The sequence below is a fragment of the Runella limosa DSM 17973 genome (assembly GCF_000482465.1).
Classification (GTDB): domain Bacteria; phylum Bacteroidota; class Bacteroidia; order Cytophagales; family Spirosomataceae; genus Runella; species Runella limosa.
In genome coordinates, this window is sequence record NZ_KI519423.1 from 1 (window position 1) to 18,964 (window position 18,964).

At 39.1% G+C, this 18,964-nt stretch carries 16 protein-coding genes; 11 read left to right on the plus strand and 5 right to left on the minus strand.

Features of this window, described 5'->3' with window-relative positions; all coding sequences use genetic code 11:
• From K339_RS34265 to K339_RS0120050, 11 genes are all read left to right on the plus strand, one after another.
• Nucleotides 1-259 (plus strand): integrase core domain-containing protein (locus tag K339_RS34265; RefSeq protein ID WP_037301322.1); only part of this gene is annotated, 259 nt, incomplete at its 5' end.
• A gap of 185 nt (nt 260-444) precedes the next feature.
• Complete coding sequence (locus tag K339_RS34270) at nt 445-1,029, plus strand: MazG C-terminal domain-containing protein (RefSeq protein WP_051398137.1); 585 nt, start codon at nt 445-447, stop codon at nt 1,027-1,029.
• 66 nt (nt 1,030-1,095) lie between these two features.
• Nucleotides 1,096-2,076 carry a nucleotide kinase domain-containing protein gene (locus tag K339_RS0120010; protein WP_028525191.1) on the plus strand — a complete coding sequence of 327 codons (981 nt, stop codon included), beginning with the start codon at nt 1,096-1,098 and terminating at the stop codon, nt 2,074-2,076.
• Nucleotides 2,073-2,558, plus strand: coding sequence for a TIR domain-containing protein (locus K339_RS34275; protein ID WP_037301325.1), 486 nt, complete (start codon nt 2,073-2,075; stop codon nt 2,556-2,558). The genes K339_RS0120010 and K339_RS34275 overlap by 4 nt, the downstream gene beginning before the upstream one ends.
• Nucleotides 2,558-3,178: an Nmad2 family putative nucleotide modification protein gene (locus K339_RS0120020; RefSeq protein ID WP_028525192.1), complete on the plus strand. Its 621-nt coding sequence runs from the start codon at nt 2,558-2,560 to the stop codon at nt 3,176-3,178. The genes K339_RS34275 and K339_RS0120020 overlap by 1 nt, the downstream gene beginning before the upstream one ends.
• Before the next feature lie 12 nt (nt 3,179-3,190).
• Nucleotides 3,191-3,676, plus strand: a complete 486-nt coding sequence (locus K339_RS36130; protein WP_028525193.1) for a TIR domain-containing protein — start codon at nt 3,191-3,193, stop codon at nt 3,674-3,676.
• 8 nt (nt 3,677-3,684) lie between these two features.
• Nucleotides 3,685-4,848 carry a toll/interleukin-1 receptor domain-containing protein gene (locus K339_RS0120030; protein ID WP_028525194.1) on the plus strand — a complete coding sequence of 388 codons (1,164 nt, stop codon included), beginning with the start codon at nt 3,685-3,687 and terminating at the stop codon, nt 4,846-4,848.
• On the plus strand, nt 4,838-5,719 hold the full coding sequence (locus K339_RS0120035) for a hypothetical protein (protein ID WP_028525195.1): 882 nt from the start codon (nt 4,838-4,840) through the stop codon (nt 5,717-5,719). Before K339_RS0120030 ends, K339_RS0120035 begins: the two co-directional genes overlap by 11 nt.
• Before the next feature lie 6 nt (nt 5,720-5,725).
• A complete protein-coding gene (locus K339_RS0120040; protein ID WP_028525196.1) occupies nt 5,726-6,628 on the plus strand; it encodes a toll/interleukin-1 receptor domain-containing protein in 903 nt (300 codons plus the stop codon).
• Nucleotides 6,625-9,279 carry a hypothetical protein gene (locus K339_RS0120045; RefSeq protein ID WP_037301329.1) on the plus strand — a complete coding sequence of 885 codons (2,655 nt, stop codon included), beginning with the start codon at nt 6,625-6,627 and terminating at the stop codon, nt 9,277-9,279. Before K339_RS0120040 ends, K339_RS0120045 begins: the two co-directional genes overlap by 4 nt.
• Nucleotides 9,266-10,357: a patatin-like phospholipase family protein gene (locus K339_RS0120050; protein ID WP_028525198.1), complete on the plus strand. Its 1,092-nt coding sequence runs from the start codon at nt 9,266-9,268 to the stop codon at nt 10,355-10,357. The genes K339_RS0120045 and K339_RS0120050 overlap by 14 nt, the downstream gene beginning before the upstream one ends.
• 16 nt (nt 10,358-10,373) lie before the next feature.
• Here the strand turns inward: K339_RS0120050 and K339_RS0120055 are convergent, their stop codons facing one another.
• The 5 genes from K339_RS0120055 to K339_RS0120075 form a co-directional block, all read right to left on the minus strand.
• Nucleotides 10,374-12,035: a bifunctional metallophosphatase/5'-nucleotidase gene (locus K339_RS0120055; protein ID WP_028525199.1), complete on the minus strand. Its 1,662-nt coding sequence runs from the start codon at nt 12,033-12,035 to the stop codon at nt 10,374-10,376.
• Between the two features lie 52 nt (nt 12,036-12,087).
• On the minus strand, nt 12,088-12,510 hold the full coding sequence (locus tag K339_RS0120060) for a DsrE family protein (RefSeq protein ID WP_028525200.1): 423 nt from the start codon (nt 12,508-12,510) through the stop codon (nt 12,088-12,090).
• A 20-nt stretch (nt 12,511-12,530) separates the two neighbouring features.
• Nucleotides 12,531-13,577, minus strand: coding sequence for a c-type cytochrome (locus K339_RS0120065; protein ID WP_028525201.1), 1,047 nt, complete (start codon nt 13,575-13,577; stop codon nt 12,531-12,533).
• A gap of 141 nt (nt 13,578-13,718) precedes the next feature.
• Nucleotides 13,719-15,398, minus strand: coding sequence for a RagB/SusD family nutrient uptake outer membrane protein (locus tag K339_RS0120070; protein WP_028525202.1), 1,680 nt, complete (start codon nt 15,396-15,398; stop codon nt 13,719-13,721).
• 4 nt (nt 15,399-15,402) lie between these two features.
• Complete coding sequence (locus K339_RS0120075) at nt 15,403-18,363, minus strand: SusC/RagA family TonB-linked outer membrane protein (RefSeq protein WP_374754667.1); 2,961 nt, start codon at nt 18,361-18,363, stop codon at nt 15,403-15,405.
• Between the last annotated feature and the right edge of the window lie 601 nt (nt 18,364-18,964).

Genomic DNA, 18,964 nt, shown 5'->3' on the forward strand with positions numbered 1-18,964 from the left:
AGAATTCACAAAACCTGCAACACCCCAACAAGATGCGCACATCGAAGCCTACCATTCCATCATGGAAAGCTCTGTATGTCAGAGGTTTGAATTTGACGATTTGAAGCAAGCTCGAGAAACATTGGAGGAATTTAGAAGTTTTTATAATTTCGAGAGAATACATGGAGGAATCAACTTTCAAAGCCCTTACAAGTATTTGCTCAAACATAACATTGACATGAAAAATTTAACTCAAAATAAGACAAAAATCTGTGCTTGAAGTCTCTAACTTTCTATCATTTACGTGTCCAATAATTAGCGGTTAGCACAATAATGATTCTTTGAAAAAAGGCTACGAATACGGCATAAAGGCTAAATCTGTACAGGAAGAAATTAAACAAGTAAAAATAGATAGTATAGTTAACAGTAAAGTAGATAGTATTTTGAAATTAAAAAAGCTTCAAAATGACACAACGAAATAGCTCTGAAAAATTCTTCTTTGATAGTGATTTTAGACTGGAAGAACAACTTCCTCGCCAGTTTAGTGTTACTTTCAATGAAGTTGACACAGATAAAGTGCAAGTTCTCTTCAATGAGAGTTATCAAATAGGCGATATTATCAATGATAACTCCTATCAAAATGATTTTTACCGTTATCACGATATTTTCCATTATACTTTTGCTGCTATTTTAGGTTGGTCTCCTTGTGCACGAGCCATGATAAAGTGTAAGCGTAAAAGCGATAGGCTAATGGATGAAGTAGAAGATGGCGCAAGAGCAGCTATTACTGAAGAAGCAATTTCATTGTTAATCTTCAATGAAGCCAGAAAAAAAGATTTTTTTAAAAATATTCAAAATGTATCTAATACCACGTTGCAAATTATTAAAGAAATGACAGAGCCTTTTGAAGTGAAAGTACGCACCCGTAAAGAATGGAATGTAGCTATTTTGAAAGCTTATGAAATGTTTCGTCTTCTATCTAAAAACCGAGGTGGGAAGGTCATTTTTGATGCTTTTTCTCAAAATGTAGCTTATTTACCGTTAACCTAATTTATCTATCGAATATTGTCACCAAAAGCCAGCTAATGCTGGCTTTTGGTTTAAATACCCTATCTTATGCTTATTTTTTCTCCTAAGCAAACACCAACTCCTACCATTGTTTTTGATTCATACTGGCGTTTTGCTGCGGCCCGTCAAGAAATTTTTTTCAAAAAATTCAGCCAACCAGCTGGACCGTGGACTAATGACTCTATTTTATTAAAACACAAATTTACCAATGCTTACCGCGCTTCTGACCGAGTAAGTCAATATCTTATCAAAAATGTGATTTATAAAGGCAATCAAAATTTTGAAGAAATATTTTTTAGAACTATCTTGTATAAGATTTTTAATAAAATAGATACATGGGAATTGATTTTGGCTGAATTTGGTGAAATTCATTCTCAAAACTTTAATTTTCGGCGTTATGCAAAATTATTAACAGAAGCTATGCAAGCAGGTGAAACGGTGTATTCGGGAGCGTATATCATGGCATCAGGCAAAAGCACTTTTGGCTATCAACGAAAATTTGAGAACCATCTTTGTCTTATTAGAATGATGCTTGATGAAAGGTTACCACAACGAATTTTGGAAGCCCAAAGCCTTGAAAAAATATTTGAATTACTAAAGTCTTATCCTACAATTGGTAATTTTTTGGCGTTTCAATATGCCATTGACCTTAACTATGGGCCACATCTCACCTTCGGCGAAATGGATTTTGTAGTCCCTGGACCTGGCGCCAAAGATGGTATAAGAAAGTGTTTTTCGGATTATGGAGATTATAACGAGACCGATATTATAAAGTACGTAACTGAACGGCAAGAATTAGAATTTGAACGGTTGGGTATTGAGTTCAAAAATCTATGGGGACGACCACTTCAACTTATAGACTGCCAAAATCTCTTTTGTGAAATAGATAAGTATGCTCGTGTTAAACACCCAGAAATTAGCGGACTATCAGACCGAAAACGCATTAAACAGATTTATACGCCCCAAAACGAAGCTATTACCTATTGGTATCCACCAAAGTGGGGCATTAATGATAAAATTAAGTTATGAATAAGTCAAAGAATGTCTTTATTAGTCATTATCACAAAGATGACCCTCAACTACAACGGCTGAAAGAACGATTTGCCGATAAAGGCTATCAATTAAAAAACAGTTCAATTGATAGTACAAAACATAAACCTCGTGATAAAAAGCCATCAGACGCAGTCGTTAAAAGGTTGTTGCGCATGAGAATCAACTGGGCGGGTATATTCATTTGTTTGATTGGCGACAGAACCCATACCCGCGAATGGGTAGATTATGAGATAAAACAAGCGCGGGAAAAAGGCAAGAAAATAATAGGAGTTTATACCCATGGTGCAAAGGGGGCCGATTTACCAGATGAGTTGAATGTCAGCGGGAGTTTACTTTTTGGGTGGAATTCAGTAGAGAAAATTATTGATGCAATAGAGAACAATACTCCTTATGATTGGGAGAATCCAGATGGAACAAAAAGGCCATCTTTTTATAATGTCAAAACCGTAAGCTGCTAATGGCCTTTTATTCCTATAAAATGACTCGTGACTATGGATTTGCTCCCAATCCATTTGGCGGAGTATGTACTTTGGCTACTTGCAAACCGCATATTCGTAAAAAGGCGGAGGTTGGCGACTGGATAATAGGTAGTGGCTCAAAAAAGATAAAATCAGCTTATTATAGACCTATTTACTTAATGAAAGTTACCGAAAAAATAACACTAACAGACTACTGGGATGATGTAAGATTTCAGTTTAAAAAACCTATTCTAAATGGTAGCCTCGTTACAATTCATGGGGACAATGTTTACACAAAAGATGAAAACAATGACTGGGTACAAGCCAAATGTCAACACTCACACCCAATTGAAAATATCCGAGCTAAACATATTAAAACAGACACTAATGGCGAATTCGTGCTCATATCAGACCATTTTTATTATTTTGGAGATGCTAAAATTAAAGTTCCAAATCAATTTTTAGATGTGTTTAGTAAATTGAGAGACTATTCGTCCCCCAACGTTTTGGATGCTACCTTATGTCAGAAATTTGTTAATTGGATTGAAAGTAGTTTTTCTACAGGCATTCACGGCAACCCTATTCATTGGCGACAATATGACCAATTAAGTCTATTTTAAAACAAAAAAATTATGAAAAACGTATTTGTTAGCTATGCACACAGATTAGACCAAGATGCGGCAGATGATTTTAGGGCTAAGTTTAGCCTTGAAAAAAGTGTTTTTTCTGATAGTTCCTTAGCCAATCAAGATTTGAGCCACTTGTCAGACGACTATATAAAACGAAATTACATATCGCCTCGAATTGACAGAGCGAGTGTTTCTATTGTTTTGATAGGCAAAGAAACTGGTGGGCGTTGGTGGGTAGATTGGGAAATTTACCATAGTCTTAGAACGCAAATTGGTAAGAATCAAAATGGAATTTTAGGGATTCTAATTCCTAATAAAGTGCATTGGATTCCGCAAAGGTTGCTTGATAACAAACATCTATGTAATATCATTGATATGCCAAGAGATTACAGAACGCTCGAAAACGAAATTGAAAAAGCGTATCAATTAAGTCTAAAATATAACTCTGATTTATCAAGAATATTAAGGCAAAGAAATTCATTTAGCTAATCACAGCCATGCGATACAAATCTCCCCTCAACATTTACGTCGTTTGGCATGAAGAATTCCTTCAAGGAAAAGAAATTGCCGAGCATATCTATTCATTCTTTACTCGTGATATTAAAAACCCGCTTTCAAGAGGTTTAAACATTCCCGTGTTTTTCAGATATAAGGCTTTAGCCAATGGAGTTCCATTACCTATTGCCTTAGACGAGACTATTGAACGAAGTATGATAATTGCCTTAATTGATCAAAAATGTTTACTTAATTCAGAATGGCGAGCCTATATTGAACAACTCCATAATGTATATGAAAATAAGGAAACGGACAGAAAAGATATGCACCGTTTTATACCTGTTGCTATTTCAAATGCAGCCTATAAAATTTCAAACTCGATAAGAAGAGAGAATTTCATCAATTTATATGAATATGAAAAGCTTGAGGAACAAAAGGATGAGCTAATTATAAGAGTGACACATGAATTGTGCCGATTGATTTACAGCAAACCTCGTATTTCTGACATACCTACAAGTTATGCAGGAAAAAAACTCTCCTTGTTCCTTAGCTATGCTCGATTTGATGGTAAAACTATCACCGAGAATATTGATAACTATTTCAATCAGAAAACTTCTTTAAATACTTTTTTTGATAAAAAAGATATTCCTTACGGATACCGATTTGACACGGTAATTGACGAAAACTTAAAAGAATCAACCCTTTTGGTTATTCTTACTGATGCCTATGCTTCACGAGAGTGGTGTCGTTGGGAAGTATTGAAAGCCAAAAAATACAGCAGACCATTTGTCATTGTCAATGCAATTAAAGAAAAAGAAGATAGAAGTTTTCCGTACCTGGGCAATGGCCCTGTCTGTATGTACAAACAAGAAAGTATAAAAATAATATTTCATACGATTTTGTTTGAAACCCTACGCTTTGAATACGCTAAACGCCTAATCCAAAATCAGATTGAAGCTTTTGATATAGAAAAAAAGGGCTTAAAGATTATGGGAAGCCCTCCTGAATTATTAACTTTATTAGACAGAACCACTAATAGTATTAAAGTAGTGGTCTATCCAGACCCACCCCTTACCAGCGAGGAACGGGAAATATTGTTAGAATTAGACCCTTTTGAATTTATGACCCCTACTACCTTATTTACCTTGGATAAAAATGAGCTTTAAGAATAAAATAATTGGCATTTCTATTTCAGAAAGTGAAAATATCGGAGCACTTGGTTTCGGCAACTTTCATTTAGAAGATGCTAATATCGAAATAGCAAGGCATTTACTCACTCAAGGATTTACATTGGCTTATGGGGGTGACTTACGGCAAATGGGTTTTACAGAACAACTATATGAATTGGTCAATCATTTTACACCCATTGAAGAAGAAAAGCGATCATATCTGCATAGTTTTTTAGGCTATCCAATAGGCGTAGATTTAACAGAAGAAAAACAGGTAAAATTGCTTGATTTAGTTAAATTTCATGTTTTAGGTTTACCCAATGATTTAGCTTCTAAAGAACCCTCTGAACTGTTTGCCTGTAGCAATGCCGAGGCGAATTATTACTGGTTTCGTTCAATGACTCAGTTGAGAGAAACAATAAACAATGCCATTGATGCTCGAATTGTATTAGGCGGACAAACTACTCCTTTTTCGCCAAGTGGGAAGGGATACAAAAGTAAGTTTTCGGGCATTGTAGAAGAAGTGCTACTTGCCATGCAAGCCAACAAACCTGTTTATTTATGTGGGGCATTTGGTGGCGCAGCTCAAGCAGTGATAGATGCTTTGCAAACGGGAAATTCGGATGTTTTGAAATTAGCTCATTTTGAAGACAAAACTCAGTACATCGAAACCATCAACTTGTATAATGCTCGGCATCCTGATGAAAAAATAAATTTTGAAGAATTGAATCAGTTTTTTGCGGAAAGAGGAATTGAGGGTTTAAATAATGGATTGTCTCAAGATGAAAACAAACTCCTTTTTGCAACCATCCATATACCGCAAATGGTTTCTTTGGTTTTAAAGGGGCTGAAGCAAATTTTGAAATAAAGTACAATGGCAACCAAATATAAATACAATGCGTTTTTGTCTTATTCTTGGGATGACAGGGAAATAGCTGAAAAGCTACATGATGACATTGAAAACTCTGCAAAATTATTAAAAATAATACCTCGTCTAAAAATATTTAAAGATCAAAATGATGCGAATAATAAGATGGGATTAGATGAAATATACAAAGGCTTGGATGAATCAGAGCATTTAATCATACTGGCATCCCCCAATTCAGCAAACTCCAAAAACTGCGGTGATGAAATTAAATATTGGATAGAACAAAAAAGAGGTCTCAAAAACATAAAAATTATCTTACTTAAGGGAAAAATTACAATACAGGAAAAAATCATAGAAGTAGAAAAACAATACATTTTAGTTTCTACTTCTTTACATCCCGTAATCCAAGCGACACTATTTAAACATAGGCCTATTTGGACTAACCTTAGCACAATAGAAAATTTAGCAAAACAAGATAGAAATTTTGGATTTTACAGAGCTAACTTGTTGGAAATCGTTGCCTATATTTTAAATACAACCAGTAGGAATATTGAAGGAAAAGAAAGTCGTGCAAGATGGACAGTTTACTTTTTAGCAATAACTTTTGTAATTGTTGTTGGATTTTTTGGATGGTTCGCTTATGACAACGCAAATGAAGCAGAGCGACAGAAAAAAAAGGCAGAAATGGAAAGAGATACTGCCCAAAACAATCTACGGAGATTTGAATTTGAACGATTAAAAGAATCTATTAGAAATGCTCAAATTTTTAAAGACGCTGGAGGTTATGGTCAAAACTTAGCCCTCGAAGAACTCCAAACAGCAGATACTTTGCTATGGAAAAATAAAAAACACAAGGCTTTCACAGAAAAAAAAACAGAAATAAATGAATTAAAAAGGACATTGAAATGAAATATTTCTATCTTTTATTTTGCTATTTCTTGCTTATTCCTACGTTTTCTCAACAAAGAAAATGCGAAGTTTTTTGGCAACATGTTCAGGATGAAGACAAAAAGGGCGAACCAGATTTTGTATTTATTTTGAAACAACTTAATGCATATAAATTATGTGATCCCACTAAGACGAGAATGGCAAATAACAAGATAGAAGAAATAAACAGTCGTATACTGGCGCAAAGAGATTCTGCGAGAAAGGAAAGAAACCGTGCTACAGCACTCTATTGGGCTTCTACAATTGACAAATTGATACCAGCACACCAACTTCAAGTGCTATTGAGAGCCGATAAATTGCATCCTAATTTGCAAATTATTCAACAAAAAATTGAACAAATATTTAGAGACACAACTACGTATTTATTTAAAGAAAAACTAATGTTTGACTTAGATTTATACAACAATCATAACAAATTTGTTATGAGCAAAAATGATTCATTTCTTTATTTTGACGACAGAAATTCAAGAAGATTATTTTTGCTACCTAAGTTCAAAGAAATAACTCAATCATTTAAGAGCAAAGGGTTCTACTTTTCCAAAAATAGAGATATTTTAATTAAAGTAAACCCAAACAATGTCTATGAATTTATAGATTTAAAATACCATAATCTTGACAAAAAAATCAACCTTGATACAAATTTTACCCATAAATCAGACAAAATTCTTCAAATATTCTTATCACAAGATTCAAGAGTTGCAATAATTGAAGGAATTGGCAATGATAGTCATTTTTATATTTTCTTAAACAATGGAAATGAATTTAAGCTCCTCAAATCTTATGTAACCTCAAATGACCCATTAATAAACGAACAAAATATAATTGCAACAAAGCAACAACTTGGGAAAGACTCATCAACCTACTATTCTCTTCTCGAAGAAATACACAATAATAAATTTAATAATGATTGGCTTCAAAATGACAGCCTAAGCATTAGAAGATATAGCGCAACGATCCAAACCTCAAATAATTTGACAGAGATAAAAATACTCAACATTGAAAATCAAAGATTAATAACAAAATTTTCATTTAAAAACACAATCAATGAAGCGATTGATGGTGTTTTTGTTTCTAACAGTAATCGCTACCTAATATGCCGTTTTAAACAGGCAGATGACTGGAACCTTATGGAATTTGGTTACAAATATAGAATATTTGATTTAGAGCAAGGAAGCTTACCTAGTTTTCAACAATTTGAAAGCATTTTAGGCCATTCAATAATAGGAACAAGTTTTAACGGCCGTTATATTTGGAGTTATGATAAAATATGGGAAGTTAAAGGAGATTCACTAAAACTTATTTCTTTAGGCAGAATAAACACTTTTCATTTTCCATATTTTTCCATAGGAACAAATGGAAATAGAATATTAAATTTATCAAACTATAATGGAATATATCCCATTATAGATACTACAAGTGATATTAATAAAATTGTTATTTCAAGAGAATCAGATTATTTACTTTCGTACCATTCAGGCACAAGTAAAGTGATTTTGTCAAACTTCTATGGAGATTCGATATTTAACATACCCTTAAGAAATACAATATCTAATTTAGGATTTAGTAACAATGGGGAATTTGCATTTTATCAGAATAATGGGTATTATAAAAGTGGCTTAAATGGAGAAATAATTTACAATCATCCTTCTCATAAAATATTAAACATTAAAAACAATCAAATTGACTCCATATCTACAGAAGTTAGAAGTAACAATAGTGCTATTGCTTGGATTCCAGAATATACAAATATAAATGACAGTCTGATTTGTCTTAATTTTACTAATCATACCAGAGATTCCATTATAGTATTAAATTACAAAACATTAAAACCCTACATGACCTTTAGAAAGGTATGTTTTAATTCAAGCGGCATTTTAGGGATATGTACTAATGGAAGACTTACATTTACAAATCAAACAAGCAAAATAGAATATACTCCAAGTCGTAAAGACTTTAATAGACTTGATATATACGGAGATAGCTTAATCATTCTAAAAAAATTCGACAAAGTTTCTCAAAGAAATCAAGAATTAGAATTATTAGTATTAAGTAAAACCAAAATCAAAAAAGCAGGTTTTTTAAAGAACTTATCTCCAATAGAAAAAGTAATTACCTCTAAAACTGGCAAATATTTAATCACAGTACATACTAAAGAGGGAGCAATGATATGGAAAAAATACTCTGAAACATTTATAAAAATGCCTCTCAATATTAAAGGGCTAATAAATGCTTATTTTGATGATACCGAGAAATTTATATGTTGGCACAGTAATAGTAAGATTGTAATACAAAATCTTAGCACCAATGAGTTTTCTATATTCTTTACTAATCAAAAAATAAACTATATTGATGCTTTTTTTTGTAATAGCAATACGGTTTACTTATTTTATAATAGATTTTTTTTTAATATACATATCAACAAATTCTTAAACAAAGAGGTTCTACTTGATGATCATATAACAAGTAGATTAGATAATATTGAGCGGAAAGAGCTTCAATTAAACTATTCTCAAATACAAAATTGGTTTAGAAAATTTAACACTTTACTATCTCCACTAACAACACCACTTGAGCAAATGTATAATTTGAATCTAAAATATGACAATAAATAACCACCATCGTATTCTCGCCTTAGATGGCGGAGGCATTAGAGGGGCCATCACGCTCGGTTACCTCGAAAAAATTGAAGTAATACTCAGAGAACGCTATCAAAAGCCAGATTTTCGGCTTTGTGATTATTATGATTTAATCGGTGGTACGAGTACTGGGTCTATCATCGCTACATTGCTTGCGCTGGGCAAAAGCGTAGAACAGATAAAAACGCTGTATTTAGAATTAGGAGAAGCTATTTTTAGCGAAAAAGAGTCATTTCTGAGGCGGTATTTGCTCGCTAAATTCAAGCCCAACAAGCTTAAAGCCAAATTGGATGAACACCTTGGGGAGCTCACTTTAGGGGCAGAGGAGTTAAAAACTGGCTTGGCTATCGTTACCAAGCGTTCGGATACAGGCGGCACTTGGGTTTTTCATAACAATCCCCATGGTAAGTATTATGAGGCTAACAAAGGTATTTTGCTCAAAAACATCGTTAGGGCCAGTACGGCAGCTCCCAGTTATTTTGAGCCACAACAAGTCAATGTAGGAAAAAACCAGCAAGGAATGTTTGTAGATGGAGGTGTGAGTATGTACAACAATCCTGCTCTGCTTCTTTTTATGATGGCTACGCTCCAAGGTTTTGGCTATCATTGGGAGGTTGGGGAGGATAAATTAATGATTACTTCTATCGGCACAGGTATTTCAAACGACCGTATAGAAATGACCGAAGCCGCCAAACGCAATAATTTATATTGGGCTTTAAACGCCGCAGATATGTATATGTACGATGCCAATATGCTTGGCGTAACAATACTACAATACCTGTCAGAAAGCCCAACGGCTATACGCATTAATCGAGAAATAGGCGATATGAAGGGAGATTTATTGGGCGGACAAAAATTCTTACATTACCTACGGTATAACATCAATTTAGATGAAAATGAGCTAAATTCATTGGGTTTTACGAACATTAACCTCCAGTCACTTCGCGAAATGTCTAAAGCTGAAAACCGTTTTCTTTTAGCTGATATTGGAACTAAAGCAGCAGAAAAACAGGTCAAAATTGAACACTTTCCTAAATCATTTGATATGGGTTAATTAATTTCTTTGATTTCTACAAAAATTGATAATCCACGCCCGAAACTTGCGAAAGCAGCGTTTGGGGGGCATCAAGTACCTTGGCCGATTGGCGTAATTTAGGGCTTACGGGCGAAAATTCTTTCAAATAATCTTTCATTACTGAATGTAACGTATAGGCCGTATTACGCGCTTCTTTGACACCTCTCATGCGGCAAAGCATGTCTTCGGGGTCGCCGTCGCGTTCGCAGGCTGCAATGGTGTAGGTTTGTTCGGGTTGAAGCAGCTTGCCGCCAATCATTACTTTTTTTACCCGTTGACCCACGCGTTCAAATGCCTTAAACTCTACTTCCATGCCTTTAAAACGCACTACCCAACCTCCAAAACGCTTGGTAGCATCTTGGGCAAATACATTTTGTAGTTCTTTTTCTAACCAATCTACCAGTTGTTGGCCCGTGGCTTTTCCCACGCGGACGGTGGCATCTACGGGAAGCATATCATATAAATAACCTTCGGTGATTGCTACTTTGCCAGAGGCATCGGGTATGCGCGGTGGACAAAACCGAAAACCGTTTGATAACACAATTTCTGAATTTACTTTCCATTTGAGGGCATCCACAATGAGCGTATCAATGGTATTTTCAACCACCATGTTTCGGTACAAAGGCTCAGTGCTATAGCCAATTATGTGGTTGATTTGGGCATGATAAGGCTTTTCAATTTCCTCCACCAGCTTTTTGATTTCGGGCTTGGCGGGGTATTTTTTGGGGTTTACTTCAATCAATTCGTAGTCTTCTCCTACAATTTTTCCGTCTTTCACTTGCAAATTAAGCTGCCCAATAAATGACCCAAATGCGCCTGGTTCTACTACTTTGGCATATTCGCACTGAATCGGCTTACGGACTCGTTCGTGGGTATCGGCTCCAAAAACATAGTCCACACCTTTGGCATCGGGGTGGTTGGCCAACGCAATTTGTTGAGATAACCCTATGTGTGCCAACACAATCACAAAATCACACTGCTCTTGTTGCTTTAACACTTCCACCCAATACTTGATGTTGTCTTCGGGCTTGGTGTAAATAATTCCTTTACTGTAATAAGGCGACTGACGGACTGGTACTAGGTGGTCGGTGTATCCTAAAAAACCAATCTTCACCCCCAATTTGTGAATGATATGGTACGGCTGAAAAACCAGTTCTCCTTTTTTCCCTTCGCCTAAGTCATGATACATATTGGTGCAAATCTTGGGAGCCATCAACCCTCCCATCAACTTTTGCATATTTTGTTTGTAATACACCACTTCCCAGTTACCAGGCAAATACAAATCATAGCCCATGGCATTGAGCAGTGGTACAAACGCCTGCCCCGACGTTTTGACCGACAGCATACTCCCTTGAAACATATCACCCGTGTCCATCACAAAGGTGTTATCGGGGTTTTGTTTGCGGATTTGGTCGATGGCCGTGGCGAGGTGGGCGTACCCGCCTGCTTTACGGAATGTAAGCTGCTTGTTCTCCCAAAAAAGCTCATCGTGCGCATGAAGCTGGCAATGAACGTCCGTGGTTTGGAGTAAAGTAATGGTGCCGTTTTGAGTTGGGGGAGCTGGCGGTTCATTGTTTACTTCAGGTAAAACCGTCGAATTTTCTGTCACTAATCCTGCCAATAGGCTTGCTTGAATGAATTGTCGTCTTGAGTGCATAGGTTAACTGGGATTTTGGATTTCTCGTATCTCGAAATGACAAATTAATAGCCTAAAATCCTGCTTTGATGTACGCCCATCCCTCTTCTTGTTTGAGCACCAACTCGGCAATGCCAACAGGCACAAAGCTTGCTTCGGGTAGTATTTCAGATTTATCAATTTTGCGTTGTTTCAACGTATTCTCGCACACCGCAAAGGTCACTCCCCTCGCTTTTAATGCTTCAATTTCTTTTGCAGTTCTAGCTTCGTTTTTTTTCATAAAACCAATACCATTGTTATGAACCACCACTTCGATTTGGGCATTTTTCCAGTAATCCAGCACGTTGGAAAGCTGTTTGGCCAAAGCCTTATGCGCCAATGTATCGCTGGTAGCTAAGTGAAAAACAACTTTGTGAACTTTTTCGGTTTGTTGGGCAAGACTTTGGGTAGTAAAACCCGACAGGATAACCAATAAGGCAATCAGGACTTTTTTCATTGAATACTAATGTTAAGAGTTTACGATTTTTTCTTGTGCTTTTCCTTCCATTCCTTAATAGGTTTGAAAGGCCCGTACTTGTGTTGTTGTTCCGAAAAAGGATCCGCATAAGGGCCAAAAGGATGGTCGAAAGGTTTGACAGCGATGTTGGGCCAATCCTTGCTCAAATCTTTGCTAGGGCGTGGCATCGAATTGACAAAAGCCGCCACATCCCACGACTCTTCGTCCGACAACTGCGGGCGTTCGTATGTTGCCCCAAAAGGCATGTTGTATTTTACGTAGCCCGCCAAATTGGAAAGGCGAAACAAACCTGCACCATTGTTGTAACTATGCTCGCCCCACAGTGGCGGATAAGTGTAGGTACGCCCGCCTTCGGCCATCACGCCCTCGCCATTGGCTTGGTGGCAGCTTTGGCATTTTTGTTCATAAACAACTCTTCCTTTATCGGGGTCAGCGGCGCGCTTCATTAGTTTGAGTTTGTAAATTCCCGAACCGCGTGGGGTATATTTTTTAGGAACATCGCCTCCAATCCACTTGATATAGGCCAAAATTGCCTGCATTTCGCGGCTAGTAGAGTCAAGGGCTTTCCCGTTAAGGCTACGTTCAAAGCAATCGTTTACTCGTTTTATTTGGTTTTCTACCGTCCCCGAACGTTCACGGAATTTGGGGTAATTGGCTTGTACGGCAAAGTAGTTGTTGCCCCAGGGCTGAGTGCCCGCGTTGAGGTGGCAGTTTTGGCAATTCATCCCGTTGGAAATCGCTTTTACCTTTCCTCTAGGGCCAAGGTAATCGGCCGTATGCGCAATGAGCTCTTTTCCGTATTCAATTTGACTTCTTTTTTCGGGCGAAAGTTTTTCCAAACGCCAATCGGCAGGTTGTGTCCAAAGCGCGTGGAAGTTGGTATCATAAGGAGTGACGGCGGCAGTATCGGCCGTTGCGAAGGAGGCAGTATAGTTTTTTAGCCAATCTGACTCGCCCAAAATATACGAACCAATAAGACCTATTGCATATAAAGCGACAACAATAATGAGCACGGTAAGTACGCGCACAACGTTAAGTAATTTCATACGGACGAATGAGGTTGTAATCGAGAACGCTAAATTCTATATAATTTTTTCATTGAAATGTGACATTTGTTACAGTCAACAAAAAAAGGTGGCCTCTGCTAGAGAGGCCACCTTCCAAAATAGTGATTTACTTGCTATTTATTAGTAGCTATCGTTTTGTTTAAGATAACCTACTAGGTTCGACGCTCCGTCGATGGCCGTTTGAGGAATCGGGAAAATACGTTTTTTCGGGTCATTGTTGGTTTTTTCAGTCCAAGTACCTTCGTATTTACCAAAACGAATCATGTCCGTACGGCGTTGGGCTTCCCAATAAAACTCAAACCCACGTTCACGGAAAAGCAAGTCGAGGGTCATGCTGGTCAAAGCTGGTGCAGGCGTACCTACTGCTTTGCGTGCAGCACGTACCGTATTTACATCTGCCAAAGCCCCAGCGGCATCGTTGCTCTTGCGAAGTTTGGCTTCAGCACGCATCAAATACGCATCTGCCAAACGGAAAATCACGAGGTCAGCATCGCCGAGGTTACGACCAGAAGATGATTTTTTGCTAAATTCATACTTCAACACGCGGTAGCCTGTGTTGTAGTCGCTACCTACTACCGTAAAGTTTACTTGTTCCGTAAAGTTCACGGCCAAAGTTGGACGGTTACGTGTTACGTTGAAAAGTTTTCCTACTCGGTAGTTGTTTCCACAACGTACAAAAGCACCATTGACACGGATTAAACCGTACTGCGTTCCGCGCAAAATTCCACGGTTCATTTCAAACTTATCAGCCGCAATACACGAGTCAGCAGGCATCGTCCAGTTTTGTTTAAAGAAACGAGGGTCAATACCCGCAGGATCTTTTCCGTCGTTTGCCTGAACCCAAGATTGGTAAAAATCTGGCGTGATGGCAGGGCCGTCGGTTCCGTTTGCAGCAGGGAAAGCAGGCAATGGGAACTGGTCACCCGACAACGAGAAATACGCCATACGGTTGTGGCCGTTGAGTTCGGCACGTTGTTCCCCTACAAAAATCAACTCTTTGTTGCTGTTGTTATCGGAGTTAAACATTGAGAAATAATCGGCCGACAAACTATACTGACCTGAGCTGATGATTTTGTCGGTGTATTCGACCACTTTGTCCATGTCCTCCGGTTTAAACTGGAAGCTGGTAGCGTAGCGATCACGATAGACGGCAGCATTGAGGTGCAAACGTGCTAACAATCCCCATACAGCACCTTTGGTAAGGCGACCAGGCCCAACGGTTGTCAGCAAACTAGGTTCAACGGCCAAAAATTCCGCTTTCAAGTACTCAACCGCTTGGTCGCCGCGCAAAATCACCGAAAGACCATTGGCATCTTCTTTCGAGAATACCAGTCCAAACAAATCGAGCAACAACAAATTGTAGTAAGCACGCATCCCACGGGCTTCAGCGATGTAGGTCTTAGCGTTGGTGTCGTTGATATTTGGCAACGCACTCATGGCCGTCACGGCGCGCGAAATCCCCTGCGTAAGTAGCAACCAAGTGTTTCTTATGTTAGGGTCGGTGCTAGTATGCGTGTGTTGGTGCATGGCCAAATAAATCCCATTGTCACCCCAGTCGGTACCACCTCGGTAAGGTAAAATAGCCTCGTCCGAAGAAATTTCTTGGATGGCAAAGTAGTTGGTATGCAAGAAAATATTGGGCAACTGCGCATATACAGGGGCAAGGCTACCGTCGGCCGCTTGCTTGTCGGTCAAGCCCGATGCCGATGATTCATCCAGTACTTTTTCAACCAAATCAGTACAACTGTTGAGGGTTAAAAGCGCACAAGAAATGAAGGATATGATAAGTATTTTTTTCATGTTCTTAGAAAGTTAAATTCAGGCTAAAAATAAACGAACGGGCTTTGGGATAGCTCAAATAGTCAATACCAAACGACGAAATACCATTTACCGTCCGATCTGTATTTACTTCTGGGTCGTAGCCATTGTATTTCGTAATGAGCCACAAGTTCTGACCAGTGACAGAGAATCTAGCCGCAGAAATCCAGTTGTTGATTCCGATTTTCTTGGTGTCGAGGTTATAGCCCAACGTCAGGTTGTTAAGACGGAAAAACGAGCCATCTTTCAAGAATCGCGTCGAAACTGGCGCAGCGTTGTTGATAGATTCGTTGGGTTCTCCTGCTGATTCTGTGATGCCGTTCAAGTTTTTAACCAAACGTGCTTTGTAGAAATACGCGTTGGCGGTGTTATCGTAGATTTTATTTCCTGACACCCCGTTAAAGTTCGCCCCTAAATCAAAGCCTTTGTAAGCGATACTGGCATTGATGTTGAACTGACGCGTAGGCAATGCGCTTCCTGCTGAGATACGGTCTTTATCGGTACCGCCTGTGCCGTCGCCGTCGATGTCAGCGTATTTGCTCACGCCTTTATCATCAATTCCAACGTACTGGCGCAAGTAGAATGTACCGATAGGCTGTCCATTTACATAACCGTTCACGGTAGCAGATGTCAAACCTGGCCCTGTTGCCGAGCCCGAAGTAATCACGGTGTAAGGCGAGTTGTTTACTACGTTTTTGATAAAGGTGATGTTACCACCAATGTCGAAACGCAAACCGCTTTGAGCAATGTGGCGATAGTTCACATCCAATTCCACCCCTTGGTTGGTGATGGTCATATCAGGAACGTTTGTCCAGTAAGTCGAAGCAGGCTGAATAGGGTCAGCAGGGATTACTTCCAACAAAATTTTGCTTGACACTTTACGGAAATAGTCAACTGAACCAGTCAATGCACCTTTAAACAAACCAAAATCAAGCCCTAAGTCCATTTGAGAAGATAATTCCCACTGAATGTCTGGATTGGCTAGGCGAACGAAAGTTGTTCCTGCTGGATAGCTCGTTGAAGCATCCAACGGATAACTTGTTGTAGCTGAAGCACTTGAAGTAAAGAGCGCTTGGGTAATTTTCGACGGAATCTCTTGGTTACCTGTTTGTCCCCAACCTGCACGAAGTTTCAAATCGGTGAAAGGACCTGACTGCATAAACGACTCTTCCGACAAGCGCCATCCTGCTGAGAACGACGGGAATATCCCGTATTTGTTATTGGCTCCAAATTTACTTGAACCATCGGCACGCACGGTCGCAGTAAACAAGTAGCGATCTTTGAAGGTATAATTTAAACGAGAGAAAAACGATTGCAACTCATTGATGACCGCAAAACCACCTGGGCGGTTGGTGGCCAACGTCAATTCTTGACCTAAGCTTGGGTTATTGGCTGGTTCAATCGGAGAAACTGCAAATTTGTTAATGCTCCAGTTACGACCTGCCAACGTAAATTTCTGGTAAGAGTGCCCCGCCAAGGCATTGATGCTGTGGTCGCCGAAGCTTTCATTAAATGTAAAATAGTTCTCGACCAATACGTTGCGGTTGTCCAAGTAAGTTGCTTCCAAACGGCCATCTTGCTGCGGCACTGTGCTTGGGAACACCTGTACGTCACGCGTAGAGCTTGAGTTGTCCACCCCAAGGTTCAGTTTGTAAGTCAAGTTTTTCAAGATTTTGAACGAAGGCGAAATACTTCCTACAATACGGTTGATGGTCGTAATGTCTTTGTTCAAATCAAGCGCCAACACGGGGTTAGTGAATGCTTGATAACGCGCCAATTGACCGTTGGCATCCCGTACAGGGTAGGTCGGATTGGCCGAAAGCGCCGAGCCAAGTACCCCTTCCACTGGAGGACGGTTGTTGATGGTCTGGCTTGCGGTCAAGTTCATGTCCACCACCAAGCGTCCGTCCATCATTTTCTGTGAAGCATTAAAACGGCCTGTATAACGCTTGAGTGAGCTGTTTTTCATCACCCCTTCTTGGTTTTGAGCACCCACAGAACCATAGTAAGTGAGTTTGTCGGTACCGCCACCAAACGACAAGTTGTGGTCTTGGGTAATGGCCTGACGCGTAATTTCTTTTTGCCAATCAGTGTTTGCCTTGAGGTCATCGAGCGTACCTCCCACAGCCACTACTTGCTTGCGAAATTCATCGGCAGTAAACAAAGGCAAAGCCCTTGCGACGTTAGAAACACCAATATTTGACGAAACCGAAATGTTGGCCGTTCCTGCTTTCCCTTTTTTGGTAGTAATCAACACCACCCCGTTGGCACCACGCGCACCATAAATGGCCGTTGCTGACGCATCTTTCAATACGTCAATGGCTTCGATGTCTTGCGGGTTAAGGAAGTTCATGGGATTGGTTGCTCCACCCGTGCTTGAGTTGTCGAGCGGGATACCATCCAATACAAACAAAGGCGTACTTCCCGTACGAACCCCACCAGGCCCACGAATGGTAATCGACTGACGACCACCTGGTTCGCCACTTGCCGAAGTAACGTTTACCCCTGCTACTCGACCTTGAAGAAGTTGCTCAGGAGAGTTGACAATACCACGGTTAAAATCAGTGCTTTTGAGGGTTTTAAGCGCCCCCGTTGCATCTTTTTTGGTGGTAGTTCCGTACCCAATTACTACCACTTGCGAAAGCTCCGACGCCGACGATTTGAGGACTACCTCTACGTTGGTGCGGCTTCCTACGGCAATTTCTTGTTTTTCATAGCCAATAAATCCAATGACGAGCACTGCTTTCTCGTCCGAGACTACAATGCTAAAATTTCCGTTTGCGTCGGTATTGGTTCCTTTTTGAGTACCTTTTACCACCACGTTACATCCCACAAGCGGCTCTTTGGTGTCCGCATCCGTCACACGGCCTTTGACAGTAATGTCTGCCACGGAGCGCGGTGCTGCTACGGGCGTGTTGGCCTGCACATGGGTAGAAAAAAGCCCCATACACCCTAACATAAGGATGCTGAATAGAAGCTTAAAAGGAGGAGAATCGAAAAAGTGTTGCATAAAAAAAAGGGTTGTTTGAAGTGTTGAATAAGATAATAATAAAAACTTCGCCCATTTGAGGCCGCAAAAGTGGGTAATATTGCCCACTGAGACTACCCTTGAGATGTTATGAAATCTTTAAATTATGGTTTTGGATGACAACTGGCTCAATGTCAACCCATGCCAACACTGGCATGGCGAAGTGCGTTCAAAGTAGGTAATCACAGGGTCGTTTTTGGTTAAATCAGGCACAATGATATAATAATATTTTTTATACGAAAAGCAACATCCTCCTATCTCAAGATGCAAACGTTTGCAATTTTTATTCTTTGGCAAATTGACATACACAAAACCCCAGTACTACTGCCAAAGATTTTGATAGGGAAGAGCCATGTCATTTTTTTCTTTTAATACTATAGAATTAATAAACTTTATAGTAAAAGCGTTATTAGTAAAATATTAAAAGAAGTAATAACTGCGAACAAGTAGGATTACTGCCGCTCTGCTCATTAAAGAAATTGTAAGCCCAATTCAGACAAAAGCTTTATGACCCAATAAT

Coding starts and splice junctions, on each gene's coding strand:
- K339_RS34270 (WP_051398137.1), top strand. CDS start 445: ATGACACAACGAAATAGCTCTGAAAAATTCTTCTTTGATAGTGATTTT.
- K339_RS0120010 (WP_028525191.1), top strand. CDS start 1,096: ATGCTTATTTTTTCTCCTAAGCAAACACCAACTCCTACCATTGTTTTT.
- K339_RS34275 (WP_037301325.1), top strand. CDS start 2,073: ATGAATAAGTCAAAGAATGTCTTTATTAGTCATTATCACAAAGATGAC.
- K339_RS0120020 (WP_028525192.1), top strand. CDS start 2,558: ATGGCCTTTTATTCCTATAAAATGACTCGTGACTATGGATTTGCTCCC.
- K339_RS36130 (WP_028525193.1), top strand. CDS start 3,191: ATGAAAAACGTATTTGTTAGCTATGCACACAGATTAGACCAAGATGCG.
- K339_RS0120030 (WP_028525194.1), top strand. CDS start 3,685: ATGCGATACAAATCTCCCCTCAACATTTACGTCGTTTGGCATGAAGAA.
- K339_RS0120035 (WP_028525195.1), top strand. CDS start 4,838: ATGAGCTTTAAGAATAAAATAATTGGCATTTCTATTTCAGAAAGTGAA.
- K339_RS0120040 (WP_028525196.1), top strand. CDS start 5,726: ATGGCAACCAAATATAAATACAATGCGTTTTTGTCTTATTCTTGGGAT.
- K339_RS0120045 (WP_037301329.1), top strand. CDS start 6,625: ATGAAATATTTCTATCTTTTATTTTGCTATTTCTTGCTTATTCCTACG.
- K339_RS0120050 (WP_028525198.1), top strand. CDS start 9,266: ATGACAATAAATAACCACCATCGTATTCTCGCCTTAGATGGCGGAGGC.
- K339_RS0120055 (WP_028525199.1), bottom strand. CDS start 12,035: ATGCACTCAAGACGACAATTCATTCAAGCAAGCCTATTGGCAGGATTA.
- K339_RS0120060 (WP_028525200.1), bottom strand. CDS start 12,510: ATGAAAAAAGTCCTGATTGCCTTATTGGTTATCCTGTCGGGTTTTACT.
- K339_RS0120065 (WP_028525201.1), bottom strand. CDS start 13,577: ATGAAATTACTTAACGTTGTGCGCGTACTTACCGTGCTCATTATTGTT.
- K339_RS0120070 (WP_028525202.1), bottom strand. CDS start 15,398: ATGAAAAAAATACTTATCATATCCTTCATTTCTTGTGCGCTTTTAACC.
- K339_RS0120075 (WP_374754667.1), bottom strand. CDS start 18,363: ATGGGGCTTTTTTCTACCCATGTGCAGGCCAACACGCCCGTAGCAGCA.